The sequence below is a fragment of the Haloarcula sp. CBA1131 genome (genome assembly GCF_008728975.1).
In the GTDB taxonomy this organism is placed as follows: domain Archaea; phylum Halobacteriota; class Halobacteria; order Halobacteriales; family Haloarculaceae; genus Haloarcula; species Haloarcula hispanica.
Genome location: NZ_RPCY01000001.1, coordinates 2,303,155 through 2,328,560 on the forward strand (window position 1 = coordinate 2,303,155; position 25,406 = coordinate 2,328,560).

Genomic DNA, 25,406 nt, shown 5'->3' on the forward strand with positions numbered 1-25,406 from the left:
GCTACATATACCCGAGATCTTCGAGGTGCTCTTTGACTTCCTCCCCCGACCGGTCGCCGTCGTCCGACGCCGTCACCTGCGGTGTCGACGTGTGGTCTGTTTCGTCGAGTTCGGCTTCGATAGCCGCCCGGACGTCGACGACACTCTCGATTGCGTCGACCATGGCTGCGTCGGTCCCCGCAACCATCGCCTCATCGGTGTGGACGCCGTCCTGCAGACCGTGGTCGCTGACGAGCAGTAGCTCGTCGTTGTCACCGAGGTCGTCTCGAACCTCGCCGACGAACTCGTCGAGTTCTTCATAGGCGCGGTCCTGTAGAGACGGTTGTTCGTACGCAACGTGGCCGATGAGGTCGAGCCCGCTCGTGTATGCAAACACCAGTTCGTGTCGCCCACCTCTGAGCGCCCGACGTGCGCGAGCGAGGCGAACCATCGACATTTCGAGGCACTGCTCGTAGAACAGCGCCGGGTCTGTCGACGAGTGGCCGCCTTTCGCTTCGAGGTCGCGCTCGAAGAGGTCGCCGAGGTTCCGCCGGAGGCTGTGTTCGCGGTCCTCCGTGTCCGGGTCGATGACGTAGTTGGGGATGCCGATTGGAGCCGCCTCCCGGCCGTCGAACACTGTCGACAGGCCGTTCTCCTCGTAGTAGGTCGCCGGGATCCGGAACGCGTCCTGTTCGGTGTTGTTCAGTAGCCACGCGCCGAGACGCGTCTGCAGCCCCGACGGGAGAAGGTAGTCCGCGGCAGCACTCCCGAACCGGAGGACGGGGTTCTCCCAGGCAACGCCGTCGTCAAGCGTGATGCCGTGTTCCGGGGGCCTGAGCCCGGTAATGATCGTCGGCCAGAGTTCGTGCGTGCTGGGGCCGCCCTCGACGCTCCTGATCGTCTCGATAGCGTGGTGGTCAGCGAGCGTCAAATTCGGATGTGCCGTCGAGTCTACTAGTTCCGGGTCGAGTGCATCGATACCCAGCACTACGAGGACCATATCTACCCTGAACGTCTCAGTCGACGGCTTAAGACCTTTCGATGCACGCGATAGACGGCGGTACGACCTTAGCCAGACAGCGAACGGTACAGGTCGAGGTACTCCTCCGCGATTTTCCGCCAGTCGTACTTCTCCTCGACGCGGTCTCGTGCCTGTCTGGATATCTGTTTCGTGAGTTCGTAATCGGAGAGCAAGGTGGTGACGGCGTCTGCGATTGGTTCCGGTTCCTCTGTCGGAACGACAAAGCCCTCCTCCCCGTCGCGGACCATTTCGTTTGCTCCAGAAACATTGGTAACGACCACTGGACAGCCGGTCGACATGGCTTCCAGACGGACCATGGAAAAGCCCTCTGACCGAGAAGGGTGGACGAAGGCACGTGCTCGGGATAAGTGTTCTCGGACAATAGACTGGTCAACATACCCGTGGAACGTGACGTTTTCGTCTAGATCGAGATGCTTGACCTGAGCGACCAATTCGTCTTCTTGCGGCCCGTCACCAAAGACGTGGAGCTGGACTTCGGGATATTCCTGCTGGATTTGATCAAGTGCTTCGATCAAGATATCATAGCCTTTCCGTTCCCGAAGGCTACCGATGGCCACGAGTTCATGTGAGTCGTCCGGTTCACTGTACTCGAAGACGTCCGGATCAACGCCCAGCGGGATCGTCCGGAGCTTCGATTCGTCAACGAGGTCAGCATACATCTCGTAGGCTTCTTGATCGACAACCACAATTCGGTCTGCGGCGTCAAGCGTTCGCTTGAACAAATCCATCCGAGGTGGATCAAGGATTACATCGCGAGTCGCGTCAACAATTGTGTGAAGTGGATCGGTAAATGGCCTCGGAAGGTTTCTCCCTACCCAAGAAGAAAGCATCCGATTGAATTCCTCAGCCATGATGGCATGCCCTGTTTGGCACGGTCCAACGACGACAGGAACATTGTCATGAAGCTCTGAAACGAGGATTGGATTGAACCACCTGTAGCTGAGATTCATGTGGTGATATATATCAACAGATCCCTCCCGAAGTTCTCTTAAAAGTCTATAATACAAATAACTATAGAACGAGATCCTGTTAGAGCCCCCAAGCGGATACACAGTAACGTTTTCCGGTCTAAGAGTATCAGAAACTGATCTCGTGTATATATCGACAGTAAAATTATCGTCGTACAGGTTATTCAGGAGATTGTAACTCTTCCCGTATTCGTTGTTATGAATGTCTGTTTTGGTCGGTCCGATGAGAACTCGCGGCATACTGATGGTGGGAGATGGGGGAATTAACAGTTATTCTTGTCGTCTCTCTACTAGCCAGATAGCCATGGAGTGTATTCAGATATGATTATCACTTATAACCTAAGGCTTCAAGTTGCGATTCACGGGCAGGCTTTTGATCATCTCCGCCGCTATCAGAGACATTATACTCAGGGGTATATTCCTCAGTATCTATCCCGTCTAGTGTAATCCACGGGACCTCTCTTACAGCACTGACCGGAACTCCTTTCGGGTGGCCATATACCCCGCATTCACCTTTTGCATTGCCGTGGTCAGCGGTTAGAGCGATGGAGCCATCAATAGACGTTGAGAGGATACTAACTTCTTCCAGTATCCACTCTAGGTTGTCAATATATGCAGTCCAGAAGTCATCGTGCGAAACGGTGCCATCACAGAGGCGCCACCAGACTTTGCTACCGAACTTCTTTGTGCCCTTGAATTCACGAAACCACTCTGGTCGCGACCGGAAGGGTGCATGCGGTTGCATATAATGAACAATCATTCTATCAACGCCCTTCTCGTCGCGTTTTCTCCAAGTGTTAATCGCGTGATCAGTCAGTTTCCGAGGCGAAACCGTCCGAATATCATACTCCGTACTGGCGATCCCAAAATGAGTGAACTCTGAAAACTCATCGTATTGTATCTGGTCCGTATATGGATTGCCTGTGATATATGCGGTTTCTTGGATCTCTGCTGAATGTCTTTCATTAAACGTTTTTTTGATCCATTCAGAGCTGGTACCGCCGACTGACCAGCGCGTCTCGAGTTTGCTATCAGCAAAAAGAGATTGATAAGAAGTTCCCTGTATGATTTCTTCCATGGCATCAGCCCTGCATCCGTCCAAGATGACCAATATATCCCAGTCTTCGTCCCAAACCACCTGCCCTTCCTGTTGCTTTGGAGCGAATCTCCCGAGCAAGCCGGCCCATAACTTTCTGAGTGCTATCTCGAGATTCTTTGGAGAAGGATCTGATTGTAGGCGGTCCACTGTATCAAAAAACCAATCAGAGAAGCTCATCTGTACTGTGTTGATTTGGTGGTCGAATGAATGTTTTGAAATGGCACCCTGTCCAGGCCTGGATAATTAAATACGGTACAATTGGAGAGTCGAGTTGAGTGACAACATCTAGCATCGCTAAGAACCCTCGTTGTTTTAATAAGGACAGAATAATAAACATATGGAAGAAATCCACAGATATCGATGGATATCGACCGGTCAAGTGTTGTTATATACGCCAGTAATATCGTACTGAGTCTAATTGGTTTTGTTGGAACCGCATATTTTGCTCAAACTCTCGGAGGAACGGTTCTTGGAATCTTTTTCACCTTTGATGCGGTCACGAGCGTGCTGATGACCGGAGCGCGGCTTGGAGTCGATACAGGGATAGAGAAGCGAATCAGCGAAACGACAACTCAACAGCGTGGGTCGTACTTGACTGCAGGATACCTCATAACACTCGCTCCAATTGTAATTATGTCTCTCGGATTGTTCGTACTTGAAGGCTATGTAGACGAATACATTGGTGTGGCGGCCGTACCCTTACTGATTGTATTTATTATTTCCAGTACCGGGAGATGGCTTACCGGAGCAGCCCTTCGTGGTGAAGGGCGAGTGGCGCTTAGCTCTCTTATCGAACTCTTTGGTGAAGTAATTCGTATAGTAACAAGTATCGCGCTAATCATAGCCGGGTTGAAGATATTTGCTCTGTTATATGGTGTCTTGATTGGAGTTGTCGTGAAGTTTGTCATATTTTACTTCGCCTTATCAAGTACGCTATCTATCCCAACTTGGGAAACTGTCAGAGACCTCTGGAGTTTCTCGAAGTATACATCATTCAATAGTGTGAGTTCCCTAGCATACAACTGGGCAGACACGCTCGTGTTGGCATACTTCGCGTCAAAGACCGCTGTTGCCGTATACGAGGCTTCTTGGAAGGTCAGTGTAGTCGCAGTAATGGCTAGCCAAGCCCTAAGCCAGGCAGTGTTTCCATCTATCAGCGAGTGGGCGTCACGCAATGAGTACAGTCGCATTGAAACGGCCCTAAGCGAAGGCTTCACATATGGTCTCCTGCTTGTCATCCCCGCCGTAGTCGGTGTAGCGATACTCGCCGATCCATTCATGCAACTCGTCTATGACTTCGACACGGGTGGGTTAATCCTCATCCTCCTGATGGCGGAGAAGTTGTTGCAGGCCCCGAGAATCCTGATCCAGCGGACGCTCACGGGGATCGGCCACCCGAATCTCGTATTCCGGACGGCAGCGCTGACCCTCGTTGCAAACGTTGTACTCAATCTGTTACTGGTCCCGGAACTCGGATCGTTCGGTGCAGCGGCGGCAACAATAACGACAGTCAGCATCGCGCTCGTCATTCAGATCGCGTATCTCCGGCGGTTCATCACTGTGACAGCAAACTGGCGGGCGCTCGGAAGGCAGACGGTCACAGCGTTAATGATGGGCGCAGTGGTGTACGCGGCGTCAACCATCTTCCCGCCATCGACGCTTTTGAAGCTTGGTGGCTTAGTCGCACTCGGCGTCGTCGCGTACGGTCTCGGCATGGCAACGGACCGCGAAATCAGAGAGCGCGTGTTACAGATGGTGTAGCGCCTACCGATTGCACGCCACAAGTATCGACCTGTACCGCTCGCAGGCCGCCTCAAAGCTGTACTCGGTATCGATTCGATCGCGTCCGTTCTCGCTGATGCTGTCGAGGTCGTCTCGGTCCAGAATATCGAGTATTGTCTGTCGAAGCGCCGCCGGCTCCCGTGAATCGAGCAGGAAGCCGGTTTCGCCCTCGCGGACAACGTCTGGAACGCCCGAAACCGGCGAGGCCAGTACCGGCGTTCCGCAGGCCAGCGCCTCCAGAATTGTCGTCGGTAGTCCCTCCGTCGGCTGTGACGGCAACACGAGCAGCGAGAGATCGTTGAGTTGATCGGGTACGTCGTCGTGATCAACCCAGCCGGTGAGTTCGACTGCGCCACGTTCGATTTCAGACGCGAGTTCGGTTTCCAGCCACTCACGGAGGTCACCGTCGCCGATGAACCGGAACGTCACGTCACCAGGTAGTTCCGCGGCGACAGAAGCGAGTTCCCGGATGCCCTTCTCTTCGTCGAGCCGTCCGAGGAACCCAACGACGCGGTCGCGGTCGGCGTAGGGCTGCTGGACGCGAAATTCGTCCGTCCGGACGTAGCGCGCCCCCATCGGATACACGGTCGGGGATTCCGGATGCAGGTCCAGTTGGCGGGCCATCTCGGGCGTGTACGTGATGACCCCGTGAGCCGCGGCGAAGCCGGCTCGTTCGAGTGCACGGACGGCACCGGCGAGCCCGGCAGCCACCGGGTCCGGCAACTGCTGTTCCCAGTTCAGCCGGAGCGTCAGCGGCACGTCGCCGCGGGGTTCGACGAGAACCGTTTTACCGAGCAACCGAGCCGCGATAATGGGAAGCAGGTACGACGTTGCGCCGAAAAAAAGGACTACGTCTTCGTCACGGTCAGCAATAACGCGACACATCCGGAGTTGGTTCAGCAGGAACCGGACGGCGGCGGTGACGACGGAGTCGCCCGCGCCTTTTCGCGTGAGCTCAACGAGTTCGTGCCGGTCGCGAATCTCGGAATCAGCCGGCAGGTCAGCCGTCACGAGCGCGACTGATGTCACAGCCGACAGGATGTCGAGTAGGCTTCGTGTGGCGTTCTCGCCAGCAGCGGCGAGGGGATGGGTCACGACGCAGACGCTCTGGAGCGATTCGTCAGTCATAGATGCCACTTTCGCCCAGTGTCACGGGTGATTCGCTGGCTACCCTGTAGTGTCCGTGGGTGGAGAGAACGGGTCCCGGGGAGTGATCTAGACATATAGTTGTCATTAACAGGTCGGTTCATCGTCTATCCGCTTCATCACGAGGATAGTCGGATTTCCGTCCTCGGGGAACGACGAAAGTCCGGCGCTGTCTCTGAACTTTCGCTCCGCGCTGAGTTCGGTGTTCACCGGCGGACCGAACGTCCGGACGATTTCGTAGTCTTCCTCGGCAAACAGCGCCGACATGCGTTCAGTCACATCCGGGAACACGGACGGATCCTTGAAAAAGCGGAAGTAGTGGTAACTGGAGAGCACGACGTACTCGGGCGCGTTACAGTCCAGACGTTCAAGCCCTGGCTGCCAGTTTTCTCGGGGGAAGGTGGAGTGGATTTCATATCGGTTCACAGTTGTCTCGTCTGGAAATTCTGGGAGATACACTTGCTGCGAGTACACGTCAACAGTGTCGGAGCTATCTAGGTTGGCGTGTGTCCACGCCGTGGCCTCCTGACGTGATTCGTTAATATCTGCGACACCAACGGTCGTGTGTACGCCAGAAAAGACAATGACAAGCGTTAGAAGTCCGATCCCGGCTAGACGGACCGGATGGGAGAACTGACTCAACTCCGAGCCAGCGATACCAGCGAGGACCGCGAGAATCGGGAAGAGCGGCATTACCCGAGGGAACTGTGTCATATTCCCTTGCGTGATGACGATGAAGTACGGGATGGCATAGACGAGCAACAGCCAAACCGCACTGTCGAGGGTACCCCGCAAGAGGAAGGCGATGACAAGCAGTACGGACAGTATAGAAAACAGGAATAGCATGATTCCCTGCCCTTCGGCGAGGTGTGCGAGCTGGATGAGCCACCCCGGGTCCGACCAATTGTACGCAACAGAATCGCTCGTACTTCGGTAGATATATCGAGATATCTCGTCGGCCCATGAACCCGGATGGACGAATATCGATGGCGTTGTAGTGACGTAGCTGAGTATAGTTAGCGTCGGGTACCTCCAAACCGCTTTGACGAACTCACCAACGGTCCTCGACCCGTCCCAGTGGCGTTCGATGATGACGATAGCGATCGGAAGAACGAGGAGCCCGGCCGTTGCTTTCGTTGACGCTGCCAGGCCAGCGACCAGTGCGGCAGCCAACAGCGTTCTGGTCTCTCTCGAATGAAACGCACGAACCGTTAGCAGGAACCCGAGCATGAGGAAGAACGTCATCGGGACGTCCTCAGTTGCGTAGTGGGCGGTGAGGACATACCCGACAGAAGTCGTGAGAAAAACGGACGCAAGGATTCCGGCACGGCGGTCCAGTAGTTCTCTACCGAGGTAATAGAGGACGACAACAGTCCCAACACCGAACAGGACAGATACTAGCCGACCGGCGAACAGCACGTCGTAGAAGGCTGTGAGAAGATCAGGCGACACACCCCAGCTCGGCGAGCTGCCGACGCTAGCTGCGCCCGACATGATGTCGCCGAACTGTCCGGTCACGAGCCAGTACAGCGTCACCGGGACAAAAGAGAGCGCCAGAAGGTAGAGGTGAAGGTTCCCACCCTTCCGGAAGTTATCGATGAAGGGGTTCTGCTCGTATCCCATCCTGAGAGCGAGTTCGATAGCGCCGGTTTCGTCCGGAAACGTCAGATGCGGCCGCAGTCGCCAGGTACCGAAGAACATCAACAGGAACGCAGCGAGCGCAATGATCGGGACAACCGGCTCACGTCGGACCGACTTACTGATTCTGTTCCACAGATTAGAGGGCATTTCTTCTTGATTACCCACTGACTGTAATAGTCTGTGCGATTTTACGAGAGTACCCTCTGCACATGGTTATCATAACTTGTTCTTCGTGCTGAGATTACTGAGTCTTCTCCAGCCCCAGAAGACAATTACTAACAACTACCGATACAACGACTCTATATGATTTCTATCGTGGGCAGTACTGTGAATGACAACTGTTAATAAACCTGCTTGAAGAATCACAGTCACGGCATCACATAATGGCGACGACAGAGGACGTACGGGGTAACGCAAGTGAATTCACAGGTGAAGACCATGACAAGGTTCGAACCTCCGTTGTACTGCCAGCGTACAATGAAGTGGATAATGTCGAGCCACTAATCGAGGAAATCCAGTCAGTATTCCAGGACGAACCGGCATTTTCGCCATATAACATCGTTATCGTTGATGATGGTAGTACCGATGGTACTAGGAGCGTTATCCGTGACTTGGCAGAACACAATGAGAACGTTCTCGGATTATTACTGTCCCGCAACTTTGGACAAAGTGCAGCCTTGAACGCGGGTATCAAACAAGCAACTGGCGAATTTATCGTAACTCTTGATGCTGATCGACAGAACGACCCACAAGACATTCCGGACCTCCTCAATATGTTGATAAGTGGGGACAGCGAATCCGATAGCTATGATTGCGTCAGTGGCTGGCGGCGAGACCGGAACGACCCGTTGACAAAGACGATACCATCCGCGATACAGACACGGATGGCACGCTGGACTGGGCCAGATATCCACGATTTCGGTTGTACTCTGAAGGCATATCGGTCAGATGCTCTTAACGAAATAGAGTTGTATGGAGAGGGTCACCGGTATATTCCGGCAAAATTGTACAACCGGGGCTACAGAATTACAGAAATCCCAGTTAACCATCGCCCCCGGACGGAGGGCAGTTCAAAATACGGCACGAAACGACTCATAAGGGGCTTTGTTGACCTCTTGTTTCAGGTATTCTGGAACCGGTACTCAACCCGACCGGTTCACTTCCTCGGTGGGTTCGGATTGGTTTCGTTTGGGATAGGGATGCTAATCGGGATTCATGCAGTGTTCTCGAAGTACGTATTGGGTGTCCCGCTACTGCCAAATCTTCCCCGACTTGTACTAACGGTTGCACTCGTTCTATTTGGCCTTATTTTGATTATGTTCGGATTTCTGGCGGAGATGATTACAAAGTTACACTACATTGAGAGAGACCCCTACCGTGTGGAAGTAGTTATCGGCGGTGGCGCGGAAAACAAGTGACCTATAGCTGACACCCTGTATTAGTATGTCAAGAAGAAACACAGACATCCGTAGCATCCTCTCGGCTTTGCTTCGCGTTTCTATCAGTGTAATACTACTCTGGTATGTGATCAGTAGAGTCGGATTCGACACACTCATTGAACATCTCCAAACGCTTGAGCCAGTCACACTAATTATCGCTGTTGGACTAAGTGTTCTTGGTGTCGGCCTCAGCGCTTGGAAGTGGCGAGTTCTGCTTTCTGTGAAAGGTATAAAATTAACGCTCCTCACCGCTTGGGTTTATTACTACATCGGCCAGTTCTTCAATGCGTTCCTCCCATCAATTATCGGTGGAGACACTGCACGGATGTACTACCTCTATGCGGATACAAACGACGGATCCGCATCAGTTTCTTCTGTCGTGATTGAGCGGATTGCTGGCCTCTACTCGATCTTGTGTATCGTTTTGGTTGCGGTCGCATTTGGCTACGAACTAGTTCCGACTCGGATCGCAGATATGGTACTCCTCGGCTGTGCGGTCGGGATAATTACGATACCACTATTGCTATTTACTGACCTGTTACGTCCAGTCCTAGAAACAACGATTTTTGACATACAAGTGCTCGACATCGGGAACCGGGCTGAAAGATTGTACACTGCAGTGTACGAGTATCGTCAAGCCAAACGAGCAGTGGTCATTGCACTTTTACTTTCGGTCGTGTTCCGAGTCTTACTGATCGCCAGCAACTACGTCGTCGCCTTGGGGCTTGGGATTGAGATACCACTCGTGTACTTTTTTGTATTTATTCCACTAGTGGAACTCTTCCTCTTTTTGCCGATATCAATCCAAGGCTTTGGGGTGCGTGAGAGCGCGTATCTATATCTGTTCACTTCGGTGGGAGTCGGAGACGGTGTCGCGTTGACGTTCGGAGTCGTAATGCAGCTTATTCTCCGAGTAATAAACAATATTATCGGTGGCGCCGTATATGCCGTTCATACTCTCCGTTCCTGAAACTTCGAAACCTGATTCAAGAAGGGATATAATGCCCGACTGTCAATCCCAAGTAAATGAACGATATCGTGCTGATTACAGCTGATTCGGTCCGGTATGACTACATCGAAGAGATGGAGTTTCTTTCGGGATTCCCAACACAATCGGGAACGACAGTCGGCCATTACACCAGGCCGAGTCTAGCAGGCCTCCTGTCTAGTCAGTACCAGGCAACGATGAAGTCGGCTGTAGCTGGACCAACAATACCCGAAGTCATGTCGAACGCCGGGTACACGACAATCGGTCTAGCTCCGAGCCCACAACTTGACGAAGTGTTCAATTTCAATCAGGGGTTCGATAAGTACGAGAATTTCGTTGATGCAGGCAATCGCGGCAGCAACCGACGGGAGATTCTCGGGCAGTTTGATCTTCTTCGAAAAGTCTACCATCGCTTCTTTCCGCCACATGCGAAAATGTCCGATCTTCCGACTGATAAAGCGGTTGTCGAGCAAGCAATAGAGCAGTTCAACGAAGCTACTGGGCCTCGGTTCATGTGGGTGCATTTAATGGGTAGCCATCGGCCATATGGCCGTGGTGATGACGCCATTTCGAGGTCACTCGATAGGAAAGCCTTGTTTTCACCGTCCTCGCTCAAGGATTCCGAACACCAAGAGATTACATCGGCCTATAAAAATGCCCTCTCAAGAGTCGATACCGTCATTGAAGATCTTTTGATGGATCTCGATGGTGATCCGACGTTCATATTCACCTCAGATCACGGCGATGAATTCGGGGAAGAGGGGTACTACTATCATCAACCACAGCGCAGGCGAACAGCCGATAAGCTGGTCACCGTTCCCATTGTCAGCAACGATATTTCGCTTACTGGAGATCGGTGTAGTCTCCTCGACATTGGGCCGATGATCGCTACTCAAGCCGGCATAGATCCGCCCGAGGAGTGGAACGGTATCGATATTCGATCAGAATCCAGGTCGTATACGCTGACAATTGCGCCCTGGCACAATACGGCTTCACTCCGACTCGCAACCAACGACTACACCGTTACCAGCACCGATGGACGTGTATCGATGACGGAAGCAGGTACTGATACCCATGTCGAAAGGAACGAACAGGCAGAAGAGGTCCAAGAGCGACTTCAGGACCTTGGATACGTTGAGTAACGTCGTACTGTAGACCGGTCAGTGCTATCTCCAGACGTACATTCCGTAAAGGTATCCCACGCCGACACTGCTGGTGAGAAGAAACAGGAAGACCAGCTGCAGGACTGCGCCGAGCGACGGAGATTCGACGAGTCCACGGAGACGTAACGGGAGGAACCGAAACAGGAGGTCGCTGAGGAAATCGGACTCCTCGCCGGTCGATTCCGGTACAAACACCTCCATGCCGCGCTTCGAGTACCCCTGCCAGAACGCGCGGTCGACGAGCCACCCGGGGTCGGTTCGGTAGTCGAATATCTTGTGCGCGACGAGCGCGTCCGGGGTGTAGTACACTCCCTCGTCGTATTCCGTTCGCAAGCGCGCACAGAGTTCCGTCTCCCCGCCCTGGAGGTTCTTCTCGCCCTGGCGGCCGCCGATATCGTCGTCGAAGCCGCCCAGTTCAAGGAACACGTCCCGGTCGAAGGAGATGTTCGAGCCGAAGGTGTTGCGGACGACGCCGGGTTCGTCGGGGTCGCCATTCGGGCCAAAGCCACGGTGGGTGACGCCGATGAGCCAGTAGAACTCCTCGGGGAGAAAGCTCGGTTTGCCGGCGACCCACGCCGGCGTCATTCGGCCGCCGACCGCGAGGGCGTCGTGTCGTTCGTAGGCATCGACTAGCGCCGCGACCCACTCTTCATCGGCGATTGCGTCGTCGTCGATGAACGCGACTACGTCACCGGTGGCGACTTCGGCCCCGTTGTTCCGGCTCTCTAGCAGTCCGACGTTTGCATCGTTGCAGTGAGTCAGGACAGCGTCCCGGTCGCCGTAGTCAGAGTCGTACTGTTCGTACACTTCTTGGTTACCATCCGAGACCAGTACGAGTTCCACGTCGTCGTAGGTCTGGGCTAAGACACTCTCGGCCGCCGTCCGGCAGTCGTCGTACCGCTCCATCGTGTGCGTACAGAGCACGACCGAGACTCGCATGGTCGGTGGTGTGCCACCGGTGCTGTTAGGCGTTTCCATCCTGCGCTCGCACAGAGGTCAAAAGGCTTATGCGCGCCTTGGCAGTTTTTCCGTGCAATGAGTCAATCACGGGGCTATCTTGACGACAACCCCGAACTCGAGTCCGCCCTGGAGTGGGCCGAGCGCTGGTACCACGTTCCGGTCCTCCTGGTACTGCTCGGGTTCATGCTGTGGAATCGTGTCCGGAGTTGGCAGAACTTTATCGTTGACGGCGAGGTGCTCTTCAGCGGGAACGACGCCTGGTACCACTACCGTTCGACGCAGTACGTGGTCCAGAACTGGCCCTCGACGATGCCGTTCGACCCCTGGACGAATTTCCCATACGGAACCAGTAACGGGCAGTTCGGGACGCTGTTCGACCAGATCATCGCGACAGTGGCCCTGATTATCGGTCTGGGTTCACCCAGCGACCAGACGGTCGCGATGACGGTCCTGTTCGCGCCAGCCGTGTTCGGAACACTCGTTGCGATTCCGACGTACCTCATCGGACGGCGACTCGGCGGCCGCCTCGGCGGTGTAACTGCAGTTACTGTGATGGCATTCTCGACGGGGTGGCTCCTGCAACGGAGCCTCGTCGGTTTCTCCGACCACCACGTCGCTGAAGCGCTCTTTCAGGTACTCGGTGTCCTCGGAGTCATGGTGGCTGTCAGCGTCGCCGCGCGGGACAAGCCGATCTACGAGCAGTTCCTTGAGCGAGATATCGATGCATTGCGGGACACCATCAGTTGGTCCATGCTGGCCGGTGTGGCGATTGCCCTGTATCTCTGGGTTTGGCCGCCGGGTGTACTCCTTCTCGGGATTCTCGGTGTCTTCTTCCTGCTCCGGTTGTGTCTGGAGTATGTTCACGACAGCAGCCCGGAACACACGGCCATCGCGGGCGCAATCACGATGATAACTACCGCTGTAGTGAGCGCGTCTCGAATCACCGTCCTTGAAATCACAGCGACCTCTCAGTCGCTGCTACAGCCGGGACTGGCACTGGCCGTTGGCCTCGGCTGCGTGTTCATGGCATGGCTGGCCCGATTCATGGAGCAGCGCGAGTACGGCCGGTACGTGTACCCTGCGACCGTGTTCGGGATTCTCGCTATCGGGGCTGTCCTGATGGCCGTCTTGACCCCTACTCTGTGGGAATTCTTTACGCGAAACGTAATGCGGGTCATCGGATTCTCCATCAGCGAAACGGCCAGCACCGTCGGCGAAGCGGCCCCACTGCGGGACGCCGGCGTTCTGTTTAACGCACACGGCTTCGCTGTCATCGTTGCGGCGATCGGTGGCCTGTTTTTGCTCGGAAAGCAGCTCCTCTCCGACGACGCCCCCGCCGAAGAGCTACTCGTCGTCGTCTGGGCGCTGTTCATTCTGCTTGCTACGTTCACCCAGCAGCGGTTCGCGTACTATATCGCTGCGCCAATCGCAGTGCTGTCAGGGATGGTCGTCGGTCGGTTTATACTCTGGTTCGATTTCAGTGCCGACGACGGGATCGAATACTATCAGGTCATAACAATTCTCGCGGTACTCCTCGTCATCGTCGTCCCGCTGTTCGCCTTCGGTACGACGTCGCCGGTCGAGGCTGGCGAGACCGGCCCCGGCCCAAGTATCCAGGGCTGGGACGAGAGCCTGCAGTGGATGGAAGGGAACACGCCTGCGGAGGGCGCGTACGGCTCCGGTGGCGACGCGACGCTCGATTACTACGGTACGTACGAGCAACAAGAGGACTTCGACTATCAGGAAGGGCAGTACGGCGTCCTGTCGTGGTGGGACTACGGGCACTGGATTACTACCAGGGCCGAGCGCGTCCCGAATGCGAACCCCTTCCAGCAGGGAACGGACACGGCTGCCCCGTTCCTAGTTGCACAGAACGAAACGCGGGCGAACGATGTCCTCGACAGCACAGACGAGGATGACGCGAAGACGCGGTACGTGGCCGTCGACTGGCGGATGGTCGAGACGAACGGGAACGACCCCTACCGTGGCAAGTTTTTCGCTCCATCGGCATTCGTCGACGGGGTGCAGGCCAGTGACTTCTACAGTCGAATGTACGTCCAGTCTCGGGGCGGCGGTGTCCAGCAGGTGACGTTCCAGCAGCAGGCCTACTACGAGACGATGGTCACTCGGCTGTACCGGTTCCACGGCAGTGCCGCGGAGCCGCAACCGATTGTCATCGACTGGGAGAACAAGGAGACTCGCCAAGGAGGCCAGTACCGTGGTGCACCGACCAACGAAGAGGAACCGGAGGGCCAGCGGCAGGGACAGATCGTTCGCCAGTTCCAGAGCATGGAGGAAGCCCGTCAGTACGTCGAACGGGACACGACCTCACAACTCGGTGGGTACGGTGGCGCTCCACCCGAGCGGGTTCCGGCGATGGAGCACTACCGCTTAGTCGGCTCCAGTGAGACCGAGGCGTTCCCAGACACTTCGCAGTACCGGCACTCGGCCTGGACGAAGATATTCGAGCGCGTCCCCGGTGCGACGGTCGAAGGGACTGGACCGGCGAACACGACAGTGCGGACCGCCGTGGAGATGCGTAACCCGGCCACGAACAAGACGTTCGTCTACCGCCAGCGGACCCAGACCGACCAGAACGGGAACTTCGAGATGACCGTTCCCTACTCGACTACCGGATACGACGACTGGGGGACCGACGAGGGCTACACGAACGTGAGCGTCCGTGCCGAGACTCAGTACCAGTTCACAGCAATCGGGACCAACGACGGGAACCGGACCGGCTTTACCGGCACGACCGAGGTGACCGAAGGACAGGTCATCGGCGAGGACGACTCCGCCGCAACCGTCGAACTGGAGCCGATAACGATTCAGCAGGGCGACGAGACCAGCGGTGAATCGCGCACCCCGATGACCGAGGACGCGGCTGAAGCGGGCGCATAACGGAGTCCCAGCGGTCAGTCACCGTCAGGCCGACTGTTCGGTCCAACTGAGAATTTTTACAGGATTTCGTCGACGGGCCGCGTTCTAGCAGTGGTCCATGCTCGCGAAAAAACCGACAGCAGCGGTACCGCGCTCACTCGGCTAGCGGATTGAACGTGCCGTTGATGTCCCACTCGTGGAGGCAGTGCGGGTCACCGGACTGCTTGGTGTCGTCGTCGGTGACGATGCGCCAACTGTGTTGTTCTGGGTCCCACTCGTCGACCCGCCCACACCGCTCACACTCGCGTTTGCGTGGGGTGACGATTTCAGCCATATCTGGTGCAAGCGCGTGGGTCGTTATCAGGCTGCCGGTCCCTGACCGGGCTGTCCGAAGCGATTCGCAACCGACGCCGTGGGTGTGCTGTACCGACACTGACTCCCGGGTAGTGCAAACGATACGACGCTCAAAAGTCCGGGAGGTCGTCCGCACCGACTTCCTCCGCTTCCCAGTCGATGTACTCGTCGGCCAGCACCTCACAGACGACCTGTCCGAACTCGGTCAGTCCGGCGTTGATACCTGAGACAGTGCCCCAGGAGTCGATGTCCGGGTGAATCTCCCGTTCACGCCAGTCTTCGGGCAAGCCCGGGGCATGGTAGCCGACACGGCCCGCGAAGGAGTCCCAGAAGAAATCGAACTCCTCGATGAGGCCTAGATCCGTGACGATGGCCCACTGGTCGGCATCGAGCGACGCGTCCGCGGCCCACTCCTCGAAGGCCTCCGCCCACGCGCCGTCGTCGAGGGCCGCGGCGAGCTCCTCGCGCCGGTATTCGTCGCCCTGTACTTCGGCGTCGTCGTACTCGTCGGCAGCGACGCCGGTGGACAGTTCCGGCCGTTCCGGCGTCTCGACATCCAGTGTCATAGTCGTGGTTGGCAGCGGAGCGGAATAAAGGTCGTACTGTTGGCTGTCTCTCTGACGGTCGTCGTCACTCCGAGGTGGCAATATCCATTGCGTGAGTACAGCAGACAGTATCAGCGGTTCGCTTCCCCGTCGAGGGCGCGCTGTCGCAGTCGTTCCCCGCGGTCAGTCTCGGCCGTCACGTCGGGAACGGGAACCGGGTTCCTGTCCTCGTCGACTGCGACGTACACCGAGTACGACTCTGCCGTCGACTCAGTCTCACCAGTTCTGAGGTTCTCTCGGGCAACTTGGAGCCGGACTTTGACACTCGTTTCGCCAGTGTCGTAGACAAACGCCTCAATGAGGGCCGTATCACCGACAGGTATCGGCCGCTTGAAATTCACCTGGTCCATCCGCGCGGTAACGCAGGTTTCGCCGGCAAAGCGCATCGCCGACATCGCCCCGAGTTCGTCCATCCACTTCAGTACGTTTCCACCGTGGGTCGAGCCCAGGTGGTTCGAATGGTTGGGCTGGACCATCCAGCGGTTCTCGATATAGGTTTCCAGTACCGTTGGCATGGCGCGAGGTTGGCCAGCACCGGGGTTGAGTCTGTCGAACGGAGTTCGAAAAGGTGACTATGCCGAAACGTACTGCGCTTCCCACTCCTTTCGGGCGTCGAGTTCGCGCTGGCCACGCTTGGTCAGCGTGTAAAAGTTCGTTCGGCGGTCGCGTTCGCCCTTCTCGATGAGTGCCTTCTCAACGAGCGTGTCAAGGTTCGGATACAGTCGACCGTGGTTGACTTCGCTCTCGTAGTAGTTTTCGAGTTCTTCCTTGATCGCTAACCCGTGGGGCTCGTCAAGGCCTGCAATGACGTACAGCAGGTCCCGCTGGAATCCAGTCAGGTCATACATCGTATATCCGATACAGTTTGACCCTGTACATATCAGTCTTTTGAATCGGCAAATCTATTGCGTATTTACAAACGCCGCCACCGTCCAGTAGTTACCACGGCATCTGTGGCTGTATTAACACGAGAGTCGGTAATAGCTTCGCCGCGTAACGGGAACATACAATGCCGCAGACATGATTTCGGCCGCCGTTTCTCGGCAGTCACCCGGACCCGACAAGGGTAAAGGAAACGAATGTGTAACGCGGGTGATGACCGAACACGCGGAGTCGGCGGCAGACGAGTTCCCGGAACCGTCAGGTTCGGGACGCGTCGATGTCGTCGGAACCGCTCACGTTTCCGAGCACAGCGTCACGGAAGTGGAATCAGCGATCGAAGAATCCGAGCCCGATATCGTCGCCGTGGAACTCGACGAGGGCCGGTATCGCCAGATCAAGGGCGAAACGCCTGACGACCTCGATGCGAGCGACCTCCTGCGCGGGAACACCGTCTTTCAGTTCCTCGCGTACTGGATGCTGTCGTACATCCAGACCAGACTGGGCGACCGGTTCGACATCGAGCCGGGTGCGGACATGAAGGCGGGTATCGACACCGCCGAACGGCTCGGTCTGGGCGTCGCACTCGTCGACCGGGACATTCAGACGACCGTCCAGCGGTTCTGGGCGCGGCTGACAGCCGTCGAGAAACTCAAACTCGTCGGCAGCCTCGCAGCCGAGATGGGGCCGCCGTTGACCGTCGGGCTGACCATCGGTGCCGTCTTCGGCGGGCTGTTTGCAGTCGTCGCCGGGGCCTTCGGTGGCCCGTTCATCGTCCCGAGCGGGGCTCTTTCGGTTTTGCCGGGCAGCCTCGGCAGCACTGCTGAGGGGCTGCTCGATACGCTGTTGCTCATCTGTGTCGTCGCGGCCGGTATCGGGATTCCCATCGCTGCGCTGTTGGTCCAGTTCCGCGGTGAGGCCGACGTCGAGGAGTTCGACATGGAGACACTGACTGATACAGACGTGGTCAGCGCGATGATGGAGGAGTTCCGTCAGTTCTCCCCCGGCGGCGCGGAGGCGCTCATCGACGAACGCGACGCGTTCATCGCTCACCGACTCATCGCTCTCCGTGAGGCCGGCTATCACGTCCTCGCCGTTGTCGGGGCCGGCCACCGCGAGGGGATTCAGGGCTATCTCGACAACCCGGAGACGCTCCCACCGATGGAATCGCTCACCGGAACCGAAGGCGGTCGTCGCTTTTCACTGTACAAGCTCGTCGGCTACGGCTTCGGCGTCGTCTTCCTCGTCTTCTTCGGCCTGCTCATCCTCGGTGGCGCGAGCCAGGCGGTGCTGCTAGAGCTGTTCGTCGCGCTGGTCGCCGTCAACGCCGTACTGGCCGGCGGACTGGCGAAGGTGGCCGGCGCACACTGGTCGAGTGCGGCCGCCGCCGGCGCGTTCGGCTGGCTGACGAGCCTGTTTCCGCTGCTTGCCGCCGGCTGGTTCGCGGGCTACGTCGAACTGCGATACATCTCCGTCAACATCAGCGATATCGCGACGCTCAACGAGATACTCAACGACCAGGAGTCGCCGGTAATGGACCTCGTCAGCCAGATGCGCGACGTGCCGCTGTTCCGGCTGATCCTCGTCGTCGCGCTGACGAACGTCGGCAGCGCAATCGCCTCATACGTCGTCTTCCCGGTGTTGATCCCGTATATCTCGTCGGACATCGGCGGGATGCAGGGCGTCTCGCGCCTGCTCTGGCAGGGCGTCCGCGAAGGGACGCAGATTCTCGTGGGGGTCCTCTGATGGCGGGTCGCCGACAGCGAACCGCTGGAGGCCGGACCGTCGGCGGCCTCAGTTTCAGCCAGCGCGAACTCCGGGACCTCCTCGTCGCCTGGCTCGCGCTCGGACTGGCGTTTACGTTCTTCCTCGAACGGGAGTTCCGCCGCATCGTCTTCGGCCAGTTCGGCGGGCTGTCGACGGCCGAAATCGCCAGCACGTTCGCCGTCAGCCTGCTGACCGTCGGCGTCGGCTTCCTGTTGCACGAACTGGCCCACAAGGTCGTCGCCGTCCGCTTCGGTCAGATCGCCGCGTTCAAGGCCGACTACCGGATGCTCGGGTTCGCAGTCCTGGGCGGCCTCGTCGGCTTCCTGTTCGCCGCGCCGGGCGCGGTCGTTCATCGTGGCCGTCTCACGGCGAAGCAACACGGCCTCATCGCCGTCGCCGGACCGGTAACGAACCTCGCGCTCGCCGTCGTGTTCCTCGTGCCGTTCGTCGCGGCGCTCCTGTCGAGTACGGGCGGCTTCCTCTGGGAGGTCGCGCGGATGGGCCTGCAGATCAATCTCCTGCTCGCCGGCTTCAACATGCTGCCGTTCGGTCCGCTCGACGGCCGAACGGTCCGGGAATGGAGCACACCGGTGTTTCTCGCCGTGGCGGTTCCGTCGATTCTGCTCGGAGTCGGCGCGCTGTTCGTTCTCTGAGCGGGCGCAACGCTCCGCCGGAACGACGCTCTTTTGCCCGCGCCACGCACGCTCTCGGGTATGACCGACGGTGAACCCGAGACCGAGGACACAGGCGACGAAGATGCGGAGGGGCTGACCTACGCGGAAACCGGCGTGGACATCGACGCCAGCGAGGCGGCCACGAAGGCGCTCATCGGCGCGGCCGGCGAGTTCGAGGGCGACTACGCGGGGCTCGTCGACATCGGCGACCAGTACCTCGCGCTCGCGACGGACGGGGTCGGCACCAAGCTCCTCGTCGCCGAGGCCGTCGACGACTACTCGACTATCGGTATCGACTGCATCGCGATGAACGCCAACGACCTCATCGCGACCGGCGTCGAGCCGGTGGCGTTCGTCGACTACCTCGCAGTCGAGACGCCGGACGAGGAGACGAGCGAGGACATCGGCGCGGGGCTCCGGACGGGGGCCGAGCGGGCCGGCGTGGCGCTCGTGGGCGGCGAAACTGCCGTGATGCCGGACGTCATCAAGGGGCTGGACATCGCCGGCACCTGCGCCGGACTGGCACCGAAAGACGCCGTCTTCCCTGGCGAGGCCGAGCCCGGCGACGCCATCGTCGGCTGGCCCTCCTCCGGCATCCACTCCAACGGCCTCACGCTCGCACGCGAGGCGGTCACGCAGGACCACGAGTACACCGACCCGTTCCCACCGAGCCCCGACAGAACCATCGCCGAGGAACTGTTGACGCCGACACGGATTTACAGTGAGGTACTGGAGCCGCTCCGAGCCAACGAGACGCACGCGGCCGCCCACGTCACTGGCGGCGGCTGGACGAACCTCACGCGGATGGGGAGTCACCGGTACGAGATCACGGACCCCTTCGAGGCCCAGCCCGTCTTCGAGTTCGTTCAGGCGGAAGGCGAGGTAACCGACGAAGAGATGCACCGGACGTTCAATATGGGTACTGGGTTCGTCGCCGCAGTCCCCGAAGCTGACGCCGACGAGATCGTCGAGAAAAGCGAGGACGCTCGCGTGATTGGGACGGTAGCTGACGGAGACGAGGCGGTCGCGATTCACGGGCTCGAACTCACCGACTGAGCGGTTCGAAGAGCTGACAGAAACCGATCAGGCGGACAAGATGTCTTTGCCGGCGGTCTCCTCCGCGATCCGTATCTGGAGTGCCTGCCGGATGTGGTATCTGGCCGCTTCGCTTTCAGCGTTCTCGAGGGCCTTTTCGAGTTCGGCATACAGTGGGTCGCTGGGATTGGGCATGTCGATACGTCTCTCATTGGTGAGAATAGACATATACCCCTGACACCGTTTTCGGTTTTAAGCCCCTCCTACGGGCATTACGGAGTCACTATCGCGGTTCGCGCATCTGAGAATCGGAGTTAGCTGACCGTACGCGCGATGTCCGCTTCGGTTATGACACCGATAGTTTCCCCGCCTTCGACGACCATCACGGCGGCATTGTGGTTCAGGTAAGCATCGACTTCGTCGATGGGTGCGTCGGGCTCGACGGTCGCGATAGATTCGTTCATCACTTCAGCCACCGGAAGGTCGCCGACGTTCTCTTCGGGCCGCTGGCGGATGTCGGAGTTCCCGATGAGTCCCTGCGGTGCCCCGTCACGGATGACGGGGACTTGCGAGTACCCTTTCTCGTCCATCAGGTCCTTCGTCTGGTGGACGGAATCGTCGGGTGCGACGCCAACAACGGGAGAGTTCATCAGGTCGCGGGCCTTGATGATACCGCCTTCGGCCTCTTCGAGGGCGGTCACAATCCGCCGGAGTGTCGACAGCCGCGGGTCCACGTCGCCACCTTCGATACGAGCGATAAGGGGCTGAGAGACGTCAGCCCGTTCCGCCAGTTCGCTCTGAGTTAGCCCGAGTTCGTTGCGGCGCTCCCGCAGGTCCTGTGGCGTCGGTAAGTCCATATCCGCTAATTACCAGAGGTAATATAAAAAGCCCACGGCTACTGCGGCGGGCGAATCAAGTGGAGCGCCGATTATGCTTCGGCTTCGGCTTCGTCCTCGTCGGCTTCGGTCTCGAAGACCTCGACGACTTTCAGCGGGACGTCCCGGAGTGCGCCACCGATCTCGCTCTTGGCGATCCGCTGGGCGTGTTCGGGGGATTCGGCGTTGAACACGTCCATTTCGAGCACCAGTCCGACAAGCGCCGTGTCGGCCGCGATAAACGCCGAGTCGAACGGTTCGCCACAGGCCGGGCAGCCGGTCGCGCCGACCTCGACCTCGACGTAGTCCATCTCGGCCTCGTTGAGCCGCTTCCCCGCTTCACTCACTGCGACACCGATAGCGTCGTCGATATCGTCTACGTCACGAACCAGCCAGGCTGCTTCCATCGCCACGAGGTAGTTCATACACTAGCTCTCGTGGCCCGACTATTCGATAGTTTTGATTCGCTTCTGTTGCGCACGTCACCATTACTATCTCTATAACTTATGTGAACCAGCCCTCTGACTCACGTTCCCATTATGTCTGATCGGGGAGTCGTTCGGGTAGTCGTCCGTTTTCTCAGGCATTTCAGCAAACCGCAAGACAGCGGGCCAGTAGTTCTTCACAATCGATAGTCCGTAACTGAAATCCGGCGACAAGACTTATATACCAGACTCACTCTGGAACGACCGAGGAAGATGGTAGCTCGACTGTACACCGCAACGCTGTTCGCACTGTATCAACTCACCCTGCTGCTGGGCATCATGCTGCTGCCGGTGGCGATGCTCACGGAGCAGTTCGGTCTCCGACTGCCGATGGACCGGGCCGTGTCGGGACTCAACGAGGCCTACGACCAGGCGAGCGCGTAACGCGGGCAGCCGATAGCCGCCTGGCCGGACGGTGGCGGTCAGGCCCCACTAGGAAAAGAGGTTTTATCAGCGCCCGACTAGTATCGCACAGTAATGCGAGATATGACTCCGGGGCCGGAGCTTTCTGGACCCCAGGCTGCTGACGAGTTCCAGAGCGACCCGTACGCGCCCGAAGTCGGCGAGCTCCCCGAACAGTCCGCACAGGATTCGGAGAAGGTGAACAAGACCGGGACGACCACCATCGGCATCAGCACGTCCGAGGGCGTCGTCATCGCGACTGACATGCGCGCCTCGCTCGGTGGTCGCTTCGTCTCGAACAAGAACGTCCAGAAGGTCGAGCAGATTCACCCCACGGCGGCGCTGACACTCGTCGGCAGCGTCGGCGGCGCACAGTCGTTCATCCGGACGCTCCGCGCCGAGGTCAACCTCTATGAAGCGCGACGCGGCGAAGACATCAGCATGAAGGCCCTCTCGACGCTGGCCGGCAACTTCGCCCGGGGCGGCCCCTTCTTCGCCATCAACCCTATCCTCGGTGGCGTCGACGACGACGGCCACCACGTCTACTCCATCGACCCGGCCGGCGGCGTCATGAAGGACGACTACACCGTCACCGGCTCCGGGCTCACCGTCGCGTACGGGACCCTCGAAGACCGCTACGAGGAAGACATGACCAACGAAGCGGCCAAGGAAGTCGCTGCCGCCTCGATTAACGCCGCCGCCGAGCGTGACACCGGGTCCGGCAACGGCATCTTCCTGGCTGATGTCACGAGCGAGGGTGTCGACATCAACGGCTACGACTTCGACGAACTGCTGTAGCGACAAGCGTTACACGGGCTGTTTCCCGGATATCGGACCCGTTTTTTATGCCGAGACTGGCTTCCGTAAGAGCGCGCTCGAACCCCTGGTACGGGCAACTGTGGCCCGAGGTACCGCCGTCTGAAAAGAGCGTGTGCATATCTCGAATCAAGCGACCTTGATTCGACAGGCATACGTAACATGCCTGAATTGTGTTCTCCAATGATATCTTCCGATATCGTCGTTCAGATGGCGTCTCGTTTCGGATTCCGGAAACCTCTCGATTACGCTTACGGCAGCTATCGGTCTCTCTCTTACCGCCTCGCCGGGGACACGTACGCGGTCACGGTCGGTGATGTCAGCACAGAGTTTCTGATACCAACCTACAACGAGTTTACTGACCTCTGGAAAATAGACGAACGGCCGGTACTCGCCGATCTACTGGGGGAACTCCGGCCCGACGACGTGTTCTACGATATCGGGGCCAATATCGGCCTGTACGCCTGTCTGGCATCGCAGGTGACCGACAACCCGGTCATCGCGTTCGAACCACATCCCGACAACGCCGAGCGTTTGCGACAGAACATGCAGCACAACCGCGCCGATATCTCCCTGTTCGAACACGCGCTGGTTGATGAAGACGGTAAGGCCGAACTCTCCATTACGCTCGAAAAAGTCGGTTCAGCCGGGCACTCGCTGGTGACGACAGCCAAAGAGCACGGGACAATCACAATTAGCAAGCGACACGGCGACGAGTTCATCGCCGACAACCAACTGCCGGCACCAACTGCCATCAAAGTCGACGTCGAAGGGACGGAGGGCGCTGTGCTCAATGGTCTCTCGGCGACACTCAACCAGCCGTCGTGTCGCCTCGTCTACTGTGAGGTCCACGAAGACCGGCTTCAGGCCAGCGGCCACTCCGTGGCTGGTATCCGGAGCCAGCTGGAGGGACATGGCTTTGCTGTGACTGAACGGGTCGTCCGCGACGGCAAGGGCGACACATTCCTCATCGGGAAGAAGTGAGGTCCGAACGAGAGAATTATACGGTCGGCTTCCGCATCGCCGGTATGGAACTGTTCGGGACCGCGGGCATCCGCGGTGATGTCGTATCGAAGGTGACGCCGGACCTTGCACTGCGAGTTGGACAGGCGACTGGGCAGGACGGCGAGACGTTCGTGCTGGGGTACGACGGTCGTGTGACCTCGCCAGCGCTCGCTGATGCGATGGCCGCGGGACTGCAAAGCGCCGGCGCGCGAGTCGTCAGAGTCGGCCGCGTGCCGACGCCGGCACTGGCGTATGCCTCACAGGGCCGCCACGGCGTGATGATTACCGCAAGCCACAACCCACCGACCGACAACGGCATCAAGCTGTTTGCAGACGGCACCGAGTACGGCGACGACGACGAGACGCGCATCGAAGGGCGAATCGAGGACGGCTCGACACCGACAGCCTGGCGCGACTGGGGCGACACGGAGTCGGTCGACTACCTCGACGAGTATCGAGGCGCTGTCGCCGACTACGCCGAGTCGCTCGGTGGCGACCCGTCGGGGCTGACAGTCGCCGTTGACTGCGGGAACGGCATGGCCAGCGTGGCGACGCCGCAGGTCCTCCGAGAACTGGGTGCCGACGTGCTGGCGACGGAGGCGAACGTCGACGGAACCTTCCCCGGCCGTGAGAGCAAGCCGACGCCGGAGACACTGGCCGATTTCCGCGAGTTCGTCGCCGAATCCGACGCCGACTTCGGGTTCGGCCACGACGGCGACGCTGACCGTATCGTCGTCGTTGATGCCGACGGCGATGTCATCCACGAGGATACGATACTCGCGATGCTCGCCGAACACTACACGCGTACTGCGGACGTTTCGGACCCTGTGGTCGTAACGACGCCCAACGCCTCTGGCCGCATCGATGAACGGGTCGAAGCCGCCGGCGGCCGTGTCGAACGCATCCACCTCGGCTCGCTCCACGTCGGAATCGCCGACGTTCGCGCGGACGCGACCGACGAAACTGAGGTCGTCTTTGCCGCAGAACCCTGGAAGCATATCCACACCGCCTTCGGGGGCTGGATCGACGGCGTTGCTAGCGCAGCCGTGCTGACGCGCCTGTTCGCCGGAGAGAGTGTGGGCGACAGGCGGGCTGTCATCTCTGAGCGACCCTATGAGAAAGTAAGTGTGGAGTGCCCCGACGACGCCAAAGCCGAAACGATGGAGCGACTGGAATCCGACCTGCCGGACGCGTTCCCCGAGGCCGACGTCTCGACCGAGTACGGCGTCCGACTCTCCTTTGACGACGGGTCGTGGACGCTCGTCCGGCCGAGTGGCACCGAGCCGTACGTCCGGGTGTACGCAGAGAGCGACGACATCGACGCGCTGGTCGCGGACACCACACAGGCGGTCCGCGACGCCGTCGCGGTCGTCAGTGCCGCTGACGCCTGACGCCCGAGCACCGACTGCTACCGAGACCGAT

Annotated in this window: 25 protein-coding genes; 12 read left to right on the forward strand and 13 right to left on the reverse strand. The window is 58.4% G+C overall.

What is annotated here, in order from left to right:
* Position 1: 1 nt before the first annotated feature.
* The 3 genes from Har1131_RS11680 to Har1131_RS11690 form a co-directional block, all read right to left on the reverse strand.
* On the reverse strand, positions 2 to 979 hold the full coding sequence (locus Har1131_RS11680; protein WP_014040090.1) for an alkaline phosphatase family protein: 978 nt from the start codon (positions 977 to 979) through the stop codon (positions 2 to 4).
* Positions 980 to 1,047: 68 nt separating this feature from the next.
* On the reverse strand, positions 1,048 to 2,229 hold the full coding sequence (locus Har1131_RS11685) for a glycosyltransferase family 4 protein (RefSeq protein ID WP_044951784.1): 1,182 nt from the start codon (positions 2,227 to 2,229) through the stop codon (positions 1,048 to 1,050).
* An 88-nt stretch (positions 2,230 to 2,317) separates the two neighbouring features.
* Positions 2,318 to 3,265 (reverse strand): hypothetical protein, encoded by a 948-nt coding sequence (locus tag Har1131_RS11690; RefSeq protein ID WP_050037858.1) that lies wholly within the window; start codon positions 3,263 to 3,265, stop codon positions 2,318 to 2,320.
* Positions 3,266 to 3,448: 183 nt separating this feature from the next.
* On the opposite strand from Har1131_RS11690, the gene Har1131_RS11695 reads away from it, so the two are divergent.
* Positions 3,449 to 4,849: a flippase gene (locus Har1131_RS11695; RefSeq protein ID WP_023843213.1), complete on the forward strand. Its 1,401-nt coding sequence runs from the start codon at positions 3,449 to 3,451 to the stop codon at positions 4,847 to 4,849.
* Positions 4,850 to 4,852: 3 nt separating this feature from the next.
* Here the strand turns inward: Har1131_RS11695 and Har1131_RS11700 are convergent, their stop codons facing one another.
* Together Har1131_RS11700 and Har1131_RS11705 are read right to left on the reverse strand one after the other, a co-directional pair.
* Positions 4,853 to 5,998 carry a glycosyltransferase family 4 protein gene (locus tag Har1131_RS11700; RefSeq protein WP_044951781.1) on the reverse strand — a complete coding sequence of 382 codons (1,146 nt, stop codon included), beginning with the start codon at positions 5,996 to 5,998 and terminating at the stop codon, positions 4,853 to 4,855.
* A 105-nt stretch (positions 5,999 to 6,103) separates the two neighbouring features.
* Positions 6,104 to 7,804 carry a glycosyltransferase family 39 protein gene (locus Har1131_RS11705; protein WP_023843212.1) on the reverse strand — a complete coding sequence of 567 codons (1,701 nt, stop codon included), beginning with the start codon at positions 7,802 to 7,804 and terminating at the stop codon, positions 6,104 to 6,106.
* Between the two features lie 236 nt (positions 7,805 to 8,040).
* Between Har1131_RS11705 and Har1131_RS11710 the strand changes: the two genes are divergently transcribed.
* Genes Har1131_RS11710 through Har1131_RS11720 form a run of 3 tightly spaced genes read left to right on the forward strand, consistent with a single transcriptional unit; the run spans position 8,041 to position 11,226 of the window.
* Positions 8,041 to 9,075 carry a glycosyltransferase family 2 protein gene (locus Har1131_RS11710; RefSeq protein ID WP_014040085.1) on the forward strand — a complete coding sequence of 345 codons (1,035 nt, stop codon included), beginning with the start codon at positions 8,041 to 8,043 and terminating at the stop codon, positions 9,073 to 9,075.
* Between the two features lie 25 nt (positions 9,076 to 9,100).
* Positions 9,101 to 10,066: a lysylphosphatidylglycerol synthase transmembrane domain-containing protein gene (locus Har1131_RS11715; protein WP_064287912.1), complete on the forward strand. Its 966-nt coding sequence runs from the start codon at positions 9,101 to 9,103 to the stop codon at positions 10,064 to 10,066.
* 56 nt (positions 10,067 to 10,122) lie between these two features.
* Positions 10,123 to 11,226 (forward strand): sulfatase-like hydrolase/transferase, encoded by a 1,104-nt coding sequence (locus Har1131_RS11720; RefSeq protein ID WP_064287911.1) that lies wholly within the window; start codon positions 10,123 to 10,125, stop codon positions 11,224 to 11,226.
* A gap of 24 nt (positions 11,227 to 11,250) precedes the next feature.
* On the opposite strand, the gene aglG is transcribed toward Har1131_RS11720, so the two are convergent.
* The gene (gene aglG / locus Har1131_RS11725; RefSeq protein WP_151146518.1) at positions 11,251 to 12,186 is read right to left on the reverse strand and encodes a glucosyl-dolichyl phosphate glucuronosyltransferase; all 936 of its coding nucleotides are present in this window, start codon (positions 12,184 to 12,186) and stop codon (positions 11,251 to 11,253) included.
* A gap of 96 nt (positions 12,187 to 12,282) precedes the next feature.
* On the opposite strand from aglG, the gene Har1131_RS11730 reads away from it, so the two are divergent.
* Positions 12,283 to 15,108 (forward strand): oligosaccharyl transferase, archaeosortase A system-associated, encoded by a 2,826-nt coding sequence (locus Har1131_RS11730; protein ID WP_151146523.1) that lies wholly within the window; start codon positions 12,283 to 12,285, stop codon positions 15,106 to 15,108.
* Between the two features lie 133 nt (positions 15,109 to 15,241).
* On the opposite strand, the gene Har1131_RS11735 is transcribed toward Har1131_RS11730, so the two are convergent.
* The 4 genes from Har1131_RS11735 to Har1131_RS11750 form a co-directional block, all read right to left on the reverse strand.
* Positions 15,242 to 15,421 (reverse strand): HEWD family protein, encoded by a 180-nt coding sequence (locus Har1131_RS11735; RefSeq protein WP_014040080.1) that lies wholly within the window; start codon positions 15,419 to 15,421, stop codon positions 15,242 to 15,244.
* Between the two features lie 130 nt (positions 15,422 to 15,551).
* A complete protein-coding gene (locus tag Har1131_RS11740) occupies positions 15,552 to 16,007 on the reverse strand; it encodes a hypothetical protein (RefSeq protein ID WP_014040079.1) in 456 nt (151 codons plus the stop codon).
* Positions 16,008 to 16,117: 110 nt separating this feature from the next.
* Positions 16,118 to 16,561: an acyl-CoA thioesterase gene (locus tag Har1131_RS11745; protein WP_129755030.1), complete on the reverse strand. Its 444-nt coding sequence runs from the start codon at positions 16,559 to 16,561 to the stop codon at positions 16,118 to 16,120.
* Positions 16,562 to 16,618: 57 nt separating this feature from the next.
* Complete coding sequence (locus Har1131_RS11750; protein ID WP_004515723.1) at positions 16,619 to 16,894, reverse strand: PadR family transcriptional regulator; 276 nt, start codon at positions 16,892 to 16,894, stop codon at positions 16,619 to 16,621.
* 247 nt (positions 16,895 to 17,141) lie between these two features.
* On the opposite strand from Har1131_RS11750, the gene Har1131_RS11755 reads away from it, so the two are divergent.
* From Har1131_RS11755 to purM, 3 genes are read left to right on the forward strand one after another with little or no spacing between them, the layout of a single operon-like run.
* On the forward strand, positions 17,142 to 18,671 hold the full coding sequence (locus Har1131_RS11755; RefSeq protein WP_151146528.1) for a TraB/GumN family protein: 1,530 nt from the start codon (positions 17,142 to 17,144) through the stop codon (positions 18,669 to 18,671).
* The gene (locus Har1131_RS11760; RefSeq protein WP_014040076.1) at positions 18,671 to 19,345 is read left to right on the forward strand and encodes a site-2 protease family protein; all 675 of its coding nucleotides are present in this window, start codon (positions 18,671 to 18,673) and stop codon (positions 19,343 to 19,345) included. Before Har1131_RS11755 ends, Har1131_RS11760 begins: the two co-directional genes overlap by 1 nt.
* Positions 19,346 to 19,405: 60 nt before the next feature.
* Positions 19,406 to 20,422: a phosphoribosylformylglycinamidine cyclo-ligase gene (gene purM, locus Har1131_RS11765; RefSeq protein ID WP_151146531.1), complete on the forward strand. Its 1,017-nt coding sequence runs from the start codon at positions 19,406 to 19,408 to the stop codon at positions 20,420 to 20,422.
* A gap of 27 nt (positions 20,423 to 20,449) precedes the next feature.
* On the opposite strand, the gene Har1131_RS11770 is transcribed toward purM, so the two are convergent.
* The 3 genes from Har1131_RS11770 to Har1131_RS11780 all read right to left on the reverse strand — a co-directional run bounded on the left by Har1131_RS11770 (position 20,450) and on the right by Har1131_RS11780 (position 21,701).
* Entirely contained in the window at positions 20,450 to 20,629 is a 180-nt protein-coding gene (locus Har1131_RS11770; RefSeq protein WP_014040074.1) for a hypothetical protein, read from the reverse strand.
* 86 nt (positions 20,630 to 20,715) lie between these two features.
* Positions 20,716 to 21,258: a CBS domain-containing protein gene (locus Har1131_RS11775; protein WP_004515718.1), complete on the reverse strand. Its 543-nt coding sequence runs from the start codon at positions 21,256 to 21,258 to the stop codon at positions 20,716 to 20,718.
* A gap of 71 nt (positions 21,259 to 21,329) precedes the next feature.
* Positions 21,330 to 21,701: a DUF555 domain-containing protein gene (locus Har1131_RS11780; protein ID WP_004515717.1), complete on the reverse strand. Its 372-nt coding sequence runs from the start codon at positions 21,699 to 21,701 to the stop codon at positions 21,330 to 21,332.
* Positions 21,702 to 21,974: 273 nt separating this feature from the next.
* On the opposite strand from Har1131_RS11780, the gene Har1131_RS21775 reads away from it, so the two are divergent.
* The 4 genes from Har1131_RS21775 to Har1131_RS11795 all read left to right on the forward strand — a co-directional run bounded on the left by Har1131_RS21775 (position 21,975) and on the right by Har1131_RS11795 (position 25,375).
* Positions 21,975 to 22,145: a hypothetical protein gene (locus Har1131_RS21775; RefSeq protein ID WP_004593118.1), complete on the forward strand. Its 171-nt coding sequence runs from the start codon at positions 21,975 to 21,977 to the stop codon at positions 22,143 to 22,145.
* A gap of 102 nt (positions 22,146 to 22,247) precedes the next feature.
* Entirely contained in the window at positions 22,248 to 22,961 is a 714-nt protein-coding gene (psmB, locus tag Har1131_RS11785) for an archaeal proteasome endopeptidase complex subunit beta (RefSeq protein ID WP_014040073.1), read from the forward strand.
* A gap of 201 nt (positions 22,962 to 23,162) precedes the next feature.
* A complete protein-coding gene (locus Har1131_RS11790; RefSeq protein ID WP_146417356.1) occupies positions 23,163 to 23,963 on the forward strand; it encodes an FkbM family methyltransferase in 801 nt (266 codons plus the stop codon).
* Positions 23,964 to 24,007: 44 nt separating this feature from the next.
* Positions 24,008 to 25,375 (forward strand): phosphopentomutase/phosphoglucosamine mutase, encoded by a 1,368-nt coding sequence (locus tag Har1131_RS11795; RefSeq protein WP_151146533.1) that lies wholly within the window; start codon positions 24,008 to 24,010, stop codon positions 25,373 to 25,375.
* Positions 25,376 to 25,406 lie beyond the last annotated feature (31 nt).